A 16,067-nucleotide genomic window follows, 5' to 3' on the forward strand; every position below is an offset into this window, starting at 1 on the left:
CCGGCACAAAAGTGCGGCGCTATTAGCGACCGCCCACCACCCAGCAGCCCGTGAGGATGCGATGGAACTGATCATGAAAACCGGTGCAGCAGCTGTGCTGCGCTTGAACCCGCTGGACGATGTGCTGATTGCACGCCGACCGCTACTCGCCGGGGAAATCCTTGAGCCAGAAGGCATAACCATCCGCCAAGCGATCGTCCCGGGCCATAAAGTCGCCTCCCGCCGTATCGAAGCCGGTCAACCGGTGAGGCGCTATGGGCAAATCATTGGTTTTGCTGTTGTCGACATAGAAGCAGGCGAGCACATCCATGTGCACAACCTGGCCATGGGGGAATTCACTCGAGATTATGCTTTCAGCGTCGATGCGAAGCCCAGCGTCAAGCCGAGTGAAGCCCCATCGTTCATGGGTATCGTACGCCCGGATGGACGCGTCGCGACGCGCAACTACATCGGCATTCTTACATCAGTGAATTGCTCTGCCACAGTCGCCCGGGCCATCGCAGACCATTTTCGTCGGGACATCAATCCCGCCGCACTGCAAGCGTTTCCAAACGTCGACGGTGTTGTCGCTCTCACGCATTCCGCCGGCTGCGCCGTTGATCCTGCGGGCGACGGTTTGAGCATGTTGCGCCGGACATTGGCGGGATATGCGACCCACGCCAACTTTGCGGCCGTGTTGGTGATCGGGTTGGGCTGCGAGACGAACCAAATCGACTCATTACTCACGACGCAAGGACTCACCCGTAGTAATACCCTGCGCACCTTCAACATCCAGGACAGTGGCGGTACGTCCAAGGCCATCACCAGTGGCATTGGCCACGTGAAGGAATTGCTTGGCGAGGCCAATCGGATTCAGCGTGAGTCGGTTAGCGCCCGCCATCTGATCGTTGGGCTTCAGTGCGGTGGCTCGGATGGCTACTCCGGCATTACTGCCAACCCTGCGCTGGGCAACGCGGTGGATCGCCTGATCGCCTGCGGCGGTACCGCGATTCTTTCCGAAACCCCTGAAATATACGGTGCCGAACACTTGCTGACACGGCGGGCTGTGAGCCGTGAAGTCGGCGAAAAACTCATCGCTCGCATTCATTGGTGGGAACAGTACTGCGAGCGTATGGGGGCCGAACTAAACAATAACCCCTCTGCCGGCAACAAGGCAGGCGGCTTGACCACCATTCTGGAAAAGTCGCTGGGCGCGGTGGCAAAGGCTGGCTCGAGCAACCTGATGGATGTCTACGAATACGCTCAGGCCGTCACAGCCAACGGGCTGGTTTTCATGGACACCCCAGGCTATGACCCGGTCTCGGCAACCGGTCAAGTCGCCGGTGGTGCGAACCTGATTGCATTTACCACCGGTCGCGGATCGGCCTATGGCTGTGCCCCTGCCCCATCAATCAAACTGGCGACCAATAGCGCCTTATGGGCGCGTCAGCGAGAAGACATGGACATCAACTGCGGCGAAATAGCCGAAGACACTTTGACCATCGAGGCGTGCGGCGCAGCGATCTTTGAAACCATGCTGCGCATTGCCTCGGGCGAACGCAGCATGAGCGAACAACACGGATACGGACAAAATGAGTTCGTGCCGTGGCAGATCGGCGCCGTCACCTGATTTTCAGTCCTGGGAACGCCTTGCCCTTCTATCACATGCACATTCAATCTGGAGACAACCATGTCCCTCATTACCGGCCAGAATTTTATCGGCGGTCAGCGCAGCGCCGCCGGCAGTATCATCGTCAAGAGTGTGGATGCCAGCACGGGGGAGACCTTACCCTATGCCTTTCACCAGGCGACCCCGCAAGAAATCGAGGACGCGGCCCATGCAGCGTGCAGCGCTTTTTCCAGCTACCGCACCCTAAGCGCGAGCAAACGGGCTGAATTTCTCGATGCCATTGCGCAAGAGCTAGAGGCTTTGGACGATGAGTTTATTGCGCTGGTTTGCCGTGAAACAGCATTGCCTGCAGCTCGCATCCAGGGCGAACGCGCACGTACCAGCGGTCAAATGCGCTTGTTTGCAAACGTACTGCGCCGTGGTGACTTCTATGGGGCTCGCATCGACCAAGCGTTACCCCTTCGCAAACCGTTGCCGCGCCCTGACCTTCGCCAGTACCGCACCGCAATCGGTCCGGTTGCTGTGTTTGGTGCCAGTAATTTTCCGTTGGCTTTCTCCACGGCCGGCGGCGATACCGCCTCGGCCCTCGCGGCGGGTTGTCCGGTGGTATTCAAAGCCCACAGCGGCCACATGGCCACTGCAGAACAGGTCGCCAACGCGATCATCCGGGCGGCCGAGCGCAGCGGCATGCCCGCCGGTGTCTTCAACATGATTTATGGCAGTGGCGTAGGCGAAGTCTTGGTAAAACACCCGCTCATCAAGGGCGTTGGTTTTACCGGCTCGCTCAAAGGCGGTCGAGCGTTGTGCGATATGGCCGCCGCTCGCCCCGAACCCATTCCAGTCTTCGCCGAGATGTCGAGCATCAACCCGGTAGTGATCCTGCCTCAGGCACTCTCGCGTCGAGCCGACAGTATCGCTCACGATCTTGTCGCCTCGGTGGTTCAAGGTTGTGGGCAGTTTTGCACTAATCCTGGACTGGTGGTTGGCATTCGTTCGGATGCTTTCACTGCTTTTCAGGACAGAGTGGCAGCGTTGATGAACGACCAACCGGCACAGACAATGCTCAGTTCGGGCACCCTGCGCAGCTACGCGGCTGGCTTGCAGAACCTGCATGCGCACCCCGGCATCGTGCACCTGGCTGGCAGCGACCAGCAGGGTCACCAGGCCCAGCCACAGTTGTTCAAGGCCGACGTTGCGTTGCTGCTTAACGGCGACAAGGTTCTTCAAGAAGAAATCTTCGGCCCCACGTCCATCTTCATCGAGGTCGCTGACGAGGCCCAACTCAACGCTGCCATCAATGCCCTTCACGGACAATTGACCGCAACCTTGATTGGCGAGCCAGAAGACCTTACGCAATTCGCAGAGCTGACTGCTTTGTTGGAGATGAAGGTTGGTCGCATCCTCATCAATGGCTATCCAACGGGTGTCGAGGTCTGTGATTCAATGGTGCACGGCGGCCCTTATCCTGCCACGTCCGATAGCCGTGGCACTTCGGTCGGCACCTTGGCCATCGACCGCTTCCTGAGGCCGGTGTGCTTCCAAAACTACCCCGACGCGTTGCTTCCCGATGCGCTCAAGAACGCGAATCCGTTGAACATTTCGAGGCTCGTCGACGGTTGTCTCTCGAGAGATCGCTTGTAGGTTGGCAAATGTGAAAGGCGGCGTACTACGACGGTAAAATCTGTCGTTGGCGTCATCGCTCTCCGTAGGAAGCCATAGTGCCGAGAGCTTGACGCTTCGAAGCCTGTTCATCCTCTTAACAACTATTCGCTCTCTTGCATGAGCGGGCTCCAGCGTGCTCGCTCCAAGTGGCGACGCACCTCGCAGATAGCCAGCGCCATGCCTTGATCGACCAAGGAAACTCCCTTGACAAGGCAGCGAATCTGGTAACAGAATTACTGATGGAACGACGTTACAATAACAACAATTAAGAATCCGGAGACATGTCATGAGCCAAAGCATCCAGGGCGATCCACATTCCAAGCGTCAGTCAAGAAAGGCCGCTGCGAGCGGCTGGATAGGCTCAGCGCTGGAGTACTACGACTTTTTTATCTATGCCACCGCGGCAGCACTACTTTTCCCACAGCTGTTCTTTCCGTCAGACAACCCAACAGTTGGGATTATAATTTCGCTGGCTAGCTTCGGCGTTGGTTATATCGCCCGGCCGCTAGGCGCTGTGGTCTTAGGGCACATGGGCGACCGGCATGGACGCAAGACGGTGCTCGTCTTCTGCATGTTCATGATGGGCGCGTCGACGATGTGCATCGGTCTGCTTCCTACGTATGCACAGATTGGTATCTGGGCTCCTGCCCTATTGATACTGTTGCGTCTGATTCAAGGCTTTGCGGTCGCGGGTGAAGTGTCTTGCGCAAGCTCCATGACCCTGGAACATGCGCCTGATGGACGTCGCGGTTACTTCGCAAGTTTTACCCTTCAAGGCGTCCAAGCCGGGCAACTTCTAGCCGCTGCGGTTTTCCTGCCTCTTGCCCAGTTCATGCCAGCCGATCAGTTTGCTTCTTGGGGTTGGCGGATTCCATTCCTGCTCAGCGCAGTGGTGCTCGTCATAGGGTGGATCATCCGGCGTCAGGTTCATGAGGCTCCGGTCTTCACTGAGGCGCAGACACAGACCGAAACCCGCAAGCTACCTGTGGTCGAAGTTCTCACGCAGAGTTGGGGAGATCTGCTACGAGTCATCTGCATGGCGCTCTCTGCGGTACTTGCAATCGTCGCCTCTGTATTCGGTGCGACCTATGCAGTGCAGCCCGCCTACGGCATTGGATTTCCTTCCGGCTTATTCATGTGGATACCGGTGTTAGGCAATATATGCGCAGTCATACTTATCCCCTTCGTTGGTAAACTCTCCGATAAAATTGGCCGCAAGCCTCCGGTGATTGTTGGCGTTCTGTGCGGCGGCATATTGTCATTTGGCTACCTCTATGCGATCAGCATTCACAATATGTGGCTTTCGCTGATTCTATCGCTGCTCATGTGGGGTGTGGCTTACCAAGGCTTTAATGGTGTGTTCCCGAGTTTGTTCCCGGAACTGTTCCGTACACGAGTGCGTGTTACCGGCATGGCCATTGGACAGAACATAGGTGTGGCATGCACAGCGTTTCTGCCGGCCCTTTTCGTATCTGTTGCGCCTCCCGGTAGCGATAATATCCCTCTAAAAATTGGGGCACTGACTTTTGGCATCTGTGTAATCTCCGCTATCGCCGCTATTACTACCCGGGAAACCTTCCGGATTCGTCTGAAAGACCTCGGTGACCCCAATGCTGTCCCGATGTCAGAGGAGGAATACGAACTGGTGCGGGAAAAATCCAATCCCAAGTCAAACGCCAATGCCTCCAATCCAGCGTTTAAAAAATCAGCGCCAGTGATGCGCTCCTGACGACCGCCCCCTTCACCACCGCCGTGCTGCTCAGTTTTCTGCGCAGCGCTTCGAACAGCACGGCAGTGAATACGCACGCCCTGTCAGGGGTGGATTCCGATATCTGCATACCGGCAACTGACGTGCAATACCCAACTACAAGTAGGTTGACATGCATCCACGCATCACAGGCACCACGCGTATATATGGATTGATAGGTGATCCACTCAAGAGCGCCAAGTCTCCAATGCTGTTGAATAAGCTGTTTGCCGAAGCACAGGCTGATGCCGTCTGCATTCCATTGGAGATCGGCGCGGGGGGCCTGACTGAGTTTGTCAGAGGCGTGCGAGCCGTGCGCAACCTCGCTGGACTTCTGGTCACCATGCCGCACAAGCAGAGCATGCTGGACATCGTGGATGTGCTCCACCCTACTGCCCGCCAGATCGGCGCAATCAACGTCGTTCGTTGTGACAATGACGGGCGCTGGGTGGGCGCCGTGTTCGACGGACTTGGTTGCGTACTTGGCATGCAGCGCCAGGGAGTTTCCCTGGTGGGGAAATCTGTTCTGCTTATAGGAGCTGGCGGCTCGGGACGGGCAATCGCGTTTGCCATTGCCGCTGCTGGCGCACGATCATTGGTCATTTCAGACCTGGATCCACACCGCGCCTCGGACCTTGCGCAGCGCGTAGCCAAAGAAGGGCCGTGCGCTGTGTATGTAGGCCCAGCTGACCCAGCAGGTCATGACATCGTTATCAATGCCACCCCACTCGGCATGAACCCTGATGATCCAATGCCTATAGACGCAACGCGGCTGGACCCAGCGACGGTGGTGGTCGATATCATCACCAGGTCCGAGCCGACTGCCTTGCTGCTTGAGGCGCAATCGCGCGGCTGCCAAACCCTCGATGGTCAGCCTATGCACGTAGGCCAAGCCCTGCTGGCATTGAGCTTTCTAGGTTTCGAAGATATCGAGCGTCGCTACTCGACAGGATTGTAAGGGGCCCGTACAACCTACCCCGGCTATCACACTGCACCACCTCTTCATAACCCCGAACCGAAACGGCTAACGATGTGCACTGCCCCGGCATGTGCACATTTTCGTGCGCCTGTTGAAACTGCTCCTCACCTCAGACGCCACACGCCGCCCCTCAGCAAAACGAAACTAACTTCCGTTCGTAATCAGGTCATGCTAGCCTACTACGCACCCTCGGAAACGTGGCTCGCGCGCAGTTATGTTCGGGCTTGATCCGTACCCCGAGGGCACCGGCAAGTTCGTCAAACATACTTGTTTATAAGGAATGAATGTTTGAAAGTCGTTCTTCTGGAAGTAAGCCACTGGCACACCCCGCTCTACCTTGATGCCCTTGAGCGTCTGTCTGATGTGGCCGTCACGGCGGTATCCGACGCTACCGGGTCGCGTGGTCCCGCCCTCGCCCAGCGCTTCGGAGCGCGACGCTACGATCACTGGAAAACCCTGCTCGATAACGAAGGGGCTGATTTCGCCTTCGCCTTTGGCCCGCACGACGAGTTGTATGCCATGGGCAAGGCATTGGTCGAGCGCAACATTCCGTTCGCGATGGAGAAGCCCTGCGGGCTTACCCAGCATGAAGTACTGGACCTGCACCGACGCGCCGAAACCGCCGGCGTGTTCGTGGCGGTGCCGTTGGTTTGGAGGCACAGTGAATTACTGAACCGCGTCAAGCATGCGGCATTGCAGAGTGGCGCCAAATGGAGAACCCAGTCGTTTCGATTCAACGCCGGCCCGCCCGGACGCTACTTGACGAACAGCTGCTCCTGGATGCTTGACCCGAAACGCTCGGGTGGCGGATGCACGATCAACCTTGCCCCTCATTTCGTCGATCTGGTGCAGCAAATGTCCGGAGAGCGCATATGCAGCGTGTCCGCCGTAATGCATCGCGCCCCGCAGCTGACCGCCGTAGAGATCGCCTCAATGATGACCTTGGTGACCGAGAGCGGCTGCATCTGCACCATCGAAACTGGCTACAATTACCCGGCCAACACGCCCGAGCAACGGGAGTACTCGTTTTCATTGTCAACCGATCAGTTCTACGTGCGCTCGACCCCGGATGGCTTGCGGCTGATCGACGCGGTTGGAGAGGCAAGTGACCTGACCATGAGCCTGAACTCTGACGTGTATTACGACAACTTCGTAACCGATGTCCTCGCCCCTGGCCGTGAGACAGCGTATACCGGTGCCGGACTTGCAACCATGCACCACGTCATGCGCATCATCGAGGCGGCCTATGAGTCAGACCGCCTCGGTGGCATTCCCATCACGCTCCAGCACCCCTGACACGACGTTGGCTGGCCATTGCCGGCAAAAAAGAGGACTTAAAAATTGTCACACATTGGCCGCTACTTCAACACCTTGGAACTGCTGCTGTCCCACCCGGACGGTCTCTCCCTGTCTGAAATCGGCGAGCAGACCCAAGTTGCCATGGCCACGGCCCACCGCATATTGAGCGCGCTGCGAGAAAGAGGCTACGTTTACCAGGACGAACAAGATCACTACCGCCTGACGCTGAAAATCCCTAGCATGGGCGTGAACTTCATCTCTGAAACGGGCTTCGCCAGGATCATGCAACCCTTGCTCAACGAGCTGGCCAGCGAAACCGGCGAGCACGTCCGGTTGGCGGCAGTTGCAGAGGATCATCTGACCTGGGTGCTGCAAGCCACGCAAAACACCAGAGGGCTTCAGTACCGCCGAGCCCTGGATGAAAAAATCATTCCCCACACAACCGCGGCGGGCAAAGTATGGCTTTCCACTATGCGCGATGAACGCGCCATGCGAATTCTCGCCGCCTGGGACATCGAGAACAGCCGAGACTACGCGGGGCCCAATGCGCGCGTTTCTATTCGCGACATCTTTGACGACATCGCTCAGATCCGCAAAGAGGGGCACGCGGTTGTTCGAGAAGAAGGTGAAGTGGGTGTGTGTGTCGTGGCGGTTGCTGTATTCGATACCTCGCGGCCAGACAACTTGGGCCCGGTGGCCACCCTGAGCGTCGCCGGTCCCATCGCGCGCATGCGGGAGGAAACCCTGAGTGCTCATATCGAACATTTGAAGCGCTCGGCAATCAGGGTAGGCGAATGTTGGTCGCTCTGGACTTCAGTCAGTGGTGATGATTCGCTACCTCTGCGGTAGTACCGCGCACACCGTCGCGATCATGACTGGCTCCAGCAGGCCGAAGCCTGCGAAACCCCTATGATTGCGCGCGTGTATTGCTGGTGTAAACGCTGTCACCTGGACCCGTTGCGGGCCTCAAGGCCCCTTGAACTATCCGGTCGCAGGCGGTAGCGACAAGCGACCGGTAGCCGATTACGGAATTTTCCAGCCCTTGGCACGCAGATCCTGCACGCCCTTGTTCAGCTCATACAAAGCATTTTCTTCGCGGATGATTTCCAGTACGCAGTTTTCAATACCGCAGGTCGCGTGAACGGCCTCGCCCAATCCGATGAAGTCCACGACACCGGTGCCCACCGGATCATGACCCCACACATCCATACCGGTGTCGGACACATGCACAAAGTCGATGGCGGCATGGTAAGACAGCAGACTCGCGACAGGGTCTTCACCGATGTAAGCGGCATTAGCGATGTCGTAGACGACCTTGACCACATCGTCATTGAGGGTGCCTACAACCTGCGCCAGTTCCGGCATGGTGGGGGTAAAGCAATACGGAGTATTTTCCAGTAGCAAGCGTACGCCAGCCTGTTTCGCCATCGGAATCAGGACTGCCAGGCTCTCGTACATCCAGTCGTAGGTCTTTTCAAGCGGTGGGGAAATCATGGGGCGCCTGGTACCGGGGGATATCACCACTTCCTGGGTACCCCAAACTGCAGCCAGGTCAATCACCGATTTGATGTGCTCGATGCTCTTGTGACGCATATTTGCGGCGGGACTGGCCAGATTGATGTCATAGCCGCCAGCGTTGAGAGACCTGATCTTTGCGCCGTACTCATGAAGACGCAGGCTTACGGCAGAACGTTCCGCCGTCGAGATTTCTACCGGCCAGCAATGTGGCGAGCTGACGGGCACCTCAAACACGCGATGCCCGTGCTCGGCCAGTTGCGCAATTGCATCAATTGCCGTGGATGACCATAGATAGGAGAACGTGCTGATGATCATATCGAAACATCCTTTCAGTTGAGTATTCGCTGGAGTGAAAAGGGCCATTCGTATTGTGGATTTTGTACCTGGACCACTATCGCTAGCGGGAAGACGCGACGATGGATGGATAGATCTGGGTAGCGATAGCCACTGCACTGGCAAGGGTATCCGACCGCGAAAAAAACGATATCGGAATCAAATTCCATTGTCAATTTGATTGCAAATAGAATCCTATTTTTGTATTTTACAAACCTCTTCTACCTCAATGTCTAACTATAAAAAGGAGTGTCCAATGAGAGCTTTGGTCAGTGGTGGTAGTAGCGGTATCGGTGCGTCTACATGCCTGAGGATCGCGGAGGCGGCCCTTGCCCGGGGCTCGCAGCCGAAAATTGCGGTATGCGGACACACACTCACTACTACGCAGGAAGAAGTCGTTCAATCCATCAAGGCCATGGGCGGTATCGCCATCGCATTGTCCGGAGATCTCGGCAACCCTGAGGTGCCGAGCCAGCTGGTGGCGGCTGCAGTGGCGGAGTTCGGCGGGCTCGACGCGTTGGTGGCGAATGCCGGCATCGCCAGCCCTGGCGCGATCTGTGATTTGTCCATCGAGGACTGGGACGATATGTTCTCGGTCAATCTTCGCGGCGCCTGGTTGCTTGCCAAAGCCAGCTACCCGTATTTACGCGAGAGCAGAGGCTCGGCGTGCTTCACCTCGTCGATGTCTGGCCAGCTTCCGCATGCCGGCTCAGGCGCGTACAGCCCCACTAAAGCGGCATTGACAATGCTCGCCCAGACACTCGCGCTGGAGTGGGCACCTGACGGAGTCCGTGTAAACGTGGTGTCTCCGGGCATGACCCACACGCCGATGTCCGAAAAAATGTACGCCGATCCCCAGATCAAGAAAGCACGGGAAGCAATCATCCCGCTGGCGAGAATCGGCGAGCCCGTGGATATCGCGAACGTGATCGAATTTCTCGTTAGCCCTTTATCCGGATATGTCACGGGACAGGATATCTGTGTCGATGGTGGCTTCTCCAAATCGATACTGAGTCATATCCCGGGCCGACCAGGCTCCAAATCCTAAGCACGATTGCTTTACCGTGGGTTCAGCACTCAGGTCGGAAGGTGTGTCAAAGGCACAGCGTGAGACACACTGCCTTGAGTGTAGGCGAGGCCGTACGGGCTTGGAGTGACGTGCGGCTTCGACCTACATTGTGTGTTTTACGCGTTATCGCCGGAGCTCACACCTGAAGTACATGTGGTCATTGGCCGCCGCACTTCGAATCATCCAGAACAGCCGAATAGCTTTGCCTCCCTCTTCTACAGACGTTCCGCCGGGCTCATACCCTGCGTTTCGGAGACTCGAATTGTCTGAGAGTCAAAATCTAAAAAACCGTTTAATAATATTAATTTATAGCTGAAACACATCCTCGCCTCTCATCTGACTGCGGTAAATTCCAAAGCGCTCCAGGGCAAATTTCGGTTACTAAAAAACCACGCCACCATCGATGCCCCAGTTTCAAGCGAGGTGACACTGATTTCGATACCCGCGATTAATCAAGGCAAATGGCCGCTGTTTGCGTTCATCTATACAGTCAAACCTTGCTACTCGCGCTTACAGTGGTGGGGAGGACGCACGCATTGATAGCCAGTACGAGATCCATTTGATCCGTTCAGGACACAAAGAGGTACTCCGCGTATCGCGTCGTTACATGTCAGAACCTGAGGCACTGTTATCTCTCGCAAGATAGTCGTAGGTGACGCTGTCGATGGAAGCCAAATCACCCTCGCCCTCTTTCAGCCTTCGCATGTTCTCCCTGTGGGATCCGGTGAAGGTGAGTTTCGAGAAAAAACCTCGGTCGCTGATCCTGGCCAGCGTGCGGCGCAATAAATTCATTCCCGAGTTGGAATCCCGGGCGTTGATCAGGCCATGGCAGCCCTGGAAACCTGCCAGATCAGTCACGGCCGAATCAGCTCTACAGAGCAGCAAACTGCAATGGTCACCCCCCGAGCTATGGGCAAGCTCATAGCTCGGGCGCCCTATCAGCCTCACCTTTCCCCGCAGTAGGTGACGAATGGATAGCCGCAGGTCTGGGATAACAACAGATCAGGGCAAAGCCACTGTGATGCGGAAACAACGACCTGTTTTTGCGCACGGCGCTCGCGCAGAATATCCAGGATGCGCTCAAGCCAAACGTGCTACGCCTGTAAACCCTGGCAGGAGCGAGGTACATGAATAAATCACTGGTCATATGGAATCCAGTCAGGGGAGATGTTTAGCGCTTGGCCCCAGATCACAGCAAGAAGCTGTTAACAGGCTTTTTCAAGCCCAACCGGTCCCTCAGCGTCCCAGGTTCATATTCCTTGCGGAAAACCCCTTTGGCTTGCAGCAAAGGCACCACGCCGCGTGTGAATGCTTCAAAGTCCGTTGGCAAAAACGGAAACATGAGGTTATAGCCATCAACGGCATTCGACTCGTACAGCGCTGAAAGCTTATCGGCAATATGCTCCGCCGTTCCGATCAGTAGCCAGGTACTGGAACTCTTGACCAACCGGCGCCCTATTTCGCGGATGGACAAGGAGGTGTCGTACTTCTTGAGCAGGGCCAGCTCAGTTCGAATGCCATCAAACTCAGACTCATCCGGCAACGCTGGCAATGGGCTGTCCGGCGAAAGTCCTGTCAAGTCGAGACGGGTGTAACTGGAGACCAGATCGATCGCCACGGCATCGATGATGAGGCTGTCCTCCAGTTGCCGGCGTCGCTCCTCCTCAGACTCATCCTCGAGCACCACCGGAAGCACACCAGTGATGATTTTCAGATCACTGGAATGCCTGCCCTTCAACTCGAGTCGGCGATTCAAATCGGCCCTATACGCCAGCCCCTCTTCGATCGAGTTGATGAAACAGAAGTGCACGTCCGCATGCGCAGCGGCCAGGTTCTTGCCCGCTTCAGAAGACCCCGCCTGGGCAAGGACCGGATGTCCCTGAGGTGGACGCGGCACATTAAGCGGCCCACGTACGCTGAAATGTGCGCCTTTGTGATTGATCGAGTGAATCTTCGACGAATCGGCAAAGTCGCCGGTGCCCTTGTCAAATTCAAGCGCACCGTCCTCCCAGGAGTCCCAAAGCTGCTTGACGACGTGGATGAATTCCTCGGCCCGCAGATAACGATCGCCGTGCTTCGTCACGCCTAACAATCCGAAATTCGAAGCCTCTTCTTCCAGCCAGGAAGTCACGATATTCCAGCTGGCTCGCCCTGCGCTGAGATAGTCCAACGAAGCAAAATATCGCGCGAGGTTGAACGGCTCGTTATAGGAAGTTGAAGCGGTGCCCATCAGACCAATGTGATCAGTCACGGCAGCCAGTGCGGACAAGAGCGTAATAGGTTCAAGGCGTGCGTTGGCATAGTGCCTCAACCCACTGGCCACGGAGTCCCAGACCGCGACGTGATCCGCTACAAAAACCGCATCGAACTTCGCCGCCTCGGCCGCCTGCACCAGTTTTACGTAGTACTTGAGCGTGAATATTTCCTGGGTCGGTGACAGCGGGTGGCGCCAGGAAAAACGATGATCTCCTTGGGGGTTAAAAAAGAACAAATTCAAAATCATACTTTTATTGGACATAACGCCTCCGCGACCTTACCAACGTCGCATTCATTTTCACTGGGCCGTCTTGACGGTATGTTCGGCGACCCACTGCGCCGCGACTTTTGCGGGATCCTTGTGATCGATATCAACAAGGCGATTGAGTTGCTTGAGGTCGTCATCGGTCAGTTTTGCAGAGACCGCGTTGAGCACCTGGGTGACTTCCGGGGTTAGCAACGCCTTGCGACCCAGTGGCGTGATGTTTTGCAGCGGCTGTTGATGCTTGTCGTCCTCGAGGACAACCCAAGGCTCCTTAGCCAGGATGCCTTGCGTGGAGACCACCGTGGCGACGTCGATAGCGCCTGAGTTCAACGCCAGCCGCGACAAGGGCCCGCCCATGTCCAGCGATTTGATGCTCTTGAAGTTAATGCCGTAGACCGCCTTCAACCCGGGCAGGCCTAAGGCAGCAGTGGCGACTTCGGGAGGCCCGCCCAACGTGAAATCACCCGAGATGGGCGCCAGGTCGGACAAGGTGTGCAAGTTGTACTTTTCTGCGGTTTTCTTGGTAACAGCCCAAGCGGTAATAGAGCCCGCGGACGAAGGCTCAAGCAGCTGGAGGTCCGCCGGCAACTTCTGTTGCAAAGCGCTGAGGATCTCCTTTTGGGTGGTCAGGGCGGTCTTGTCGTCATAGAAACTCAACAGCGATCCTATGTATTCGGGTACGACGTCTATATCCCCGTTTTCCAGCGCCTGGGCGATGATCTGGCGATTGCCCAGATTGAGTCGGGTCTTGACATCTATCCCTTGATTTTTCAAGGCTGACGCATAGATGTTAGCGAGAATCGTCTGCTCGGAAAAATTGGCCCCGCCTATGGTGATGGACTGAGCACTGGCAAACGTGCTGCCAACCAGCAAGCCTAGCCCCAGCAACAATGAAACCGAGTGCGCTGAGCGAGCCTTCGAACGTTGTTTGTTTTTCATTTGGGTTTGCACCTCTGCAGAGTAAATACACACTTTCAAATGCCCCAGGTCATGTAGCACTTAGTTCGACATTTCCCACCCGCCATTTTCTAACTATGAGTGTTTCTATCATTGAACAAACCCACTCACTGACAATCGCAAGTGTCGACACCATCAGTGCGCCGCCAATAATTTGCGGCGTATCATTTCGGCCCAGTCCATCAATAAGAAACCTGCCCAGCCCGCCGAAGCCGGCATACGCGGCGATGGTGGCCGTGGCGATAAGTTGCACCAGGGCTGATCGGAACCCTGAAAAGATCAGCGGAAAAGCCAGCGGCAACTCGAGCTGAAAAAACATCTGCCCTCTGCGCATGCCCATCGATCTGGCAGCCTGCTTCAGAGATGAATCCACCTGATCGATTCCAACATAGGTATTGGTTAATATCGGCGGGATGCTCATGGTCACCAACGCGATAATCACCGTGCTGGTTTCATAGCCAATGAGCATGATTGCAAGTATCACAATACCCAGAGAAGGTAATGCTCGCCCAATATTGAACAGCCCTATCGCCACCTGCGCGCCTTTGCGGTAGTTAGCCAGAAGTACGCCGAGCGGCAACGCTATTGCACAAGCAATAGCCAGGCTCAAAGACACATAATAAATATGCTCTGCCAGCCGAGTCAGTATTCCGTTTTCACCCAACCAATTGTCAGGAAGAGAAAACCAAAGGTAGACACCTGCGATCATGTTCATCAGCGCACCCAAGGGACCAGCCATTTATTTATTGAATAAAACAGAAAATCAAAACATAACGCCAACATCACCGTCAGGACCAGGCTGACCGCCACAGGAGTAGTGAAACTTTGAGCCAGCCCGGTAATGAACATCTGGCCTAATCCGCCTTGACCAATCAAGGCAGTAACGGTCACCAGCCCCACCAAGGTAACCGAGGTCGTTCGCAAGCCTGCCAATAACGAAGGCAGCGCCAGTGGAAGTTCAACCCCGAGGAATCTCTGCATGCGCGTATACCCTAGCGCACGGGCTTCCTCCAATACGTCCGGGGGATTACTCGCAAGCCCCGCCAAGGTGTTCTGTAACACAATAAGCAAGGAATACAGGCTCAAACCAATCACCGCCGTCGTCTTAGATAAGCCGGTAAAAGGCATTATCAAAATAAACAGCGCCAGGGACGGAATGGTAAAGAGTATGCCGCTGACATAAATCATGGGGCGCGCCAATCCTGGCTGCCACAACGTCAAGAGCACCATTGCGCCCGCTAATAGCATCCCAATACACAGGCCCAAGGTCACCAGCTGAATATGATCAAATAACAGCTGGCCGATCTGCTGCCAGTTTTCAACGATCCAGGACCAGTCAATCATTGCGCACTTCCGAAGCGGCGCTCATTGAGTGCGCTGTGAAGGCTGGCAATCGAGAGGCAACCTTCGTAACCGCCCGCCTCGTCCACGCGAACAATCACACCGATCGGCGCCGTTAGAATTTTAACCAGTGCGTGATGCAACGAGTCGTTACTCGACACCGTTGTCAGCTCGGGAATAGGCGCGTCCGATTCACTGACCCACTTCAACGGGTTGGACTTATCATCCAGCAGAAGTTTGAATTCGCAATCGACTTCATCCGCTGGAAGATCAGAAACCTTCATCAGCGAAAGTCTTTTTAACAGCGGATCTTTGCCGATAAAGTTCTTCACAAACTCGCTGGCAGGATGGGCAAGGATATTGTGAGGCGTATCGAACTGAACAAGCTTTCCTTCGCCCTCGAAGATGGCAATCCGGTCCCCAATCTTGATGGCCTCCTCCATATCGTGGGTCACCAGAATAATGGTTTTATGCAAGCGTCTCTGAAGCGCAACCAGTTCATCCTGCAGTCGCTCGCGTATCACCGGATCAAGCGCGGCAAAGGGTTCGTCCATCAATACAACCGGTGGGTCCGAGGCCAATGCCCTCGCCAGAGCGACGCGACTTTGCTGCCCGCCCGACAGCTGATTAGGGTAGCGCTCAAGAAATTCCGGCTGAAGTCCAACCAGGGAAATGAGTTCGCTCACGCGCTGGCGGATTTTATGTTTGCTCCAGCCCAGGAGCCGCGGTACTGCGCCAATATTTTCTGCAACCGTCTTATGAGGAAATAAGGCTGCGCTCTGCATCATGAAACCAATGCCGCGGCGCAGCGTAACGACGTCAAGCTCATCGGTCGCCACGCCGTTGACACAGATGCGGCCACTGTCCTGGGTATCCAGCCTGTTGATCATGCGCAAAATGGTGGTTTTGCCACACCCACTGGGCCCGACAAATACACAAATCTCACCCTCCCGGACGTGAAGCGTCAAATCGCTCACGGCCATTCGCGGGCTGCCTTTATGAGTTTTCTTGATGGCTTCAAAACGTATCATT

The 16,067-nt window shown here is 55.9% G+C and carries 14 protein-coding genes; 7 read left to right on the forward strand and 7 right to left on the reverse strand.

The genetic code is table 11. The features are described 5' to 3' along the window. Positions 1-61: 61 nt before the first annotated feature. The 6 genes from AC07V0_RS03275 (at position 62) to AC07V0_RS03300 (ending at position 8,145) form a co-directional block, all read left to right on the forward strand. The gene (locus AC07V0_RS03275) at positions 62-1,609 is read left to right on the forward strand and encodes a UxaA family hydrolase (RefSeq protein WP_086946320.1); all 1,548 of its coding nucleotides are present in this window, start codon (positions 62-64) and stop codon (positions 1,607-1,609) included. Between the two features lie 60 nt (positions 1,610-1,669). Then, positions 1,670-3,250, forward strand: a complete 1,581-nt coding sequence (locus AC07V0_RS03280) for an aldehyde dehydrogenase (NADP(+)) (protein ID WP_086946319.1) — start codon at positions 1,670-1,672, stop codon at positions 3,248-3,250. A 307-nt stretch (positions 3,251-3,557) separates the two neighbouring features. Beyond that, positions 3,558-5,000, forward strand: coding sequence for an MFS transporter (locus AC07V0_RS03285; protein ID WP_086946318.1), 1,443 nt, complete (start codon positions 3,558-3,560; stop codon positions 4,998-5,000). 151 nt (positions 5,001-5,151) lie between these two features. After that, on the forward strand, positions 5,152-5,976 hold the full coding sequence (locus AC07V0_RS03290; protein WP_086946317.1) for a shikimate dehydrogenase family protein: 825 nt from the start codon (positions 5,152-5,154) through the stop codon (positions 5,974-5,976). Positions 5,977-6,285: 309 nt separating this feature from the next. Next, positions 6,286-7,293, forward strand: coding sequence for a Gfo/Idh/MocA family protein (locus tag AC07V0_RS03295; RefSeq protein WP_086946316.1), 1,008 nt, complete (start codon positions 6,286-6,288; stop codon positions 7,291-7,293). A gap of 45 nt (positions 7,294-7,338) precedes the next feature. Beyond that, positions 7,339-8,145 (forward strand): IclR family transcriptional regulator, encoded by an 807-nt coding sequence (locus AC07V0_RS03300; protein WP_086946315.1) that lies wholly within the window; start codon positions 7,339-7,341, stop codon positions 8,143-8,145. Between the two features lie 174 nt (positions 8,146-8,319). On the opposite strand, the gene AC07V0_RS03305 is transcribed toward AC07V0_RS03300, so the two are convergent. Beyond that, positions 8,320-9,129 (reverse strand): sugar phosphate isomerase/epimerase family protein, encoded by an 810-nt coding sequence (locus AC07V0_RS03305; RefSeq protein WP_457327026.1) that lies wholly within the window; start codon positions 9,127-9,129, stop codon positions 8,320-8,322. Between the two features lie 274 nt (positions 9,130-9,403). Between AC07V0_RS03305 and AC07V0_RS03310 the strand changes: the two genes are divergently transcribed. Continuing rightward, a complete protein-coding gene (locus tag AC07V0_RS03310; protein ID WP_086946313.1) occupies positions 9,404-10,195 on the forward strand; it encodes an SDR family NAD(P)-dependent oxidoreductase in 792 nt (263 codons plus the stop codon). A gap of 624 nt (positions 10,196-10,819) precedes the next feature. Here AC07V0_RS03310 and AC07V0_RS03315 read toward each other — a convergent pair. The 6 genes from AC07V0_RS03315 to AC07V0_RS03340 form a co-directional block, all read right to left on the reverse strand. Beyond that, entirely contained in the window at positions 10,820-11,074 is a 255-nt protein-coding gene (locus AC07V0_RS03315; protein WP_086946312.1) for a substrate-binding domain-containing protein, read from the reverse strand. A gap of 331 nt (positions 11,075-11,405) precedes the next feature. Then, on the reverse strand, positions 11,406-12,734 hold the full coding sequence (locus tag AC07V0_RS03320; RefSeq protein WP_495019379.1) for an LLM class flavin-dependent oxidoreductase: 1,329 nt from the start codon (positions 12,732-12,734) through the stop codon (positions 11,406-11,408). Between the two features lie 36 nt (positions 12,735-12,770). Further along, positions 12,771-13,610: an ABC transporter substrate-binding protein gene (locus AC07V0_RS03325; protein WP_495019380.1), complete on the reverse strand. Its 840-nt coding sequence runs from the start codon at positions 13,608-13,610 to the stop codon at positions 12,771-12,773. A gap of 115 nt (positions 13,611-13,725) precedes the next feature. Then, a complete protein-coding gene (locus AC07V0_RS03330) occupies positions 13,726-14,409 on the reverse strand; it encodes an ABC transporter permease (protein WP_495019381.1) in 684 nt (227 codons plus the stop codon). After that, positions 14,409-15,038, reverse strand: a complete 630-nt coding sequence (locus AC07V0_RS03335; RefSeq protein ID WP_086946308.1) for an ABC transporter permease — start codon at positions 15,036-15,038, stop codon at positions 14,409-14,411. The genes AC07V0_RS03330 and AC07V0_RS03335 overlap by 1 nt, the downstream gene beginning before the upstream one ends. Continuing rightward, positions 15,035-16,066, reverse strand: a complete 1,032-nt coding sequence (locus tag AC07V0_RS03340) for an ABC transporter ATP-binding protein (RefSeq protein ID WP_086946307.1) — start codon at positions 16,064-16,066, stop codon at positions 15,035-15,037. Before AC07V0_RS03340 ends, AC07V0_RS03335 begins: the two co-directional genes overlap by 4 nt. Position 16,067 lies beyond the last annotated feature (1 nt).

This window comes from Pseudomonas sp. GW821-FHT01E10 (assembly GCF_059422365.1).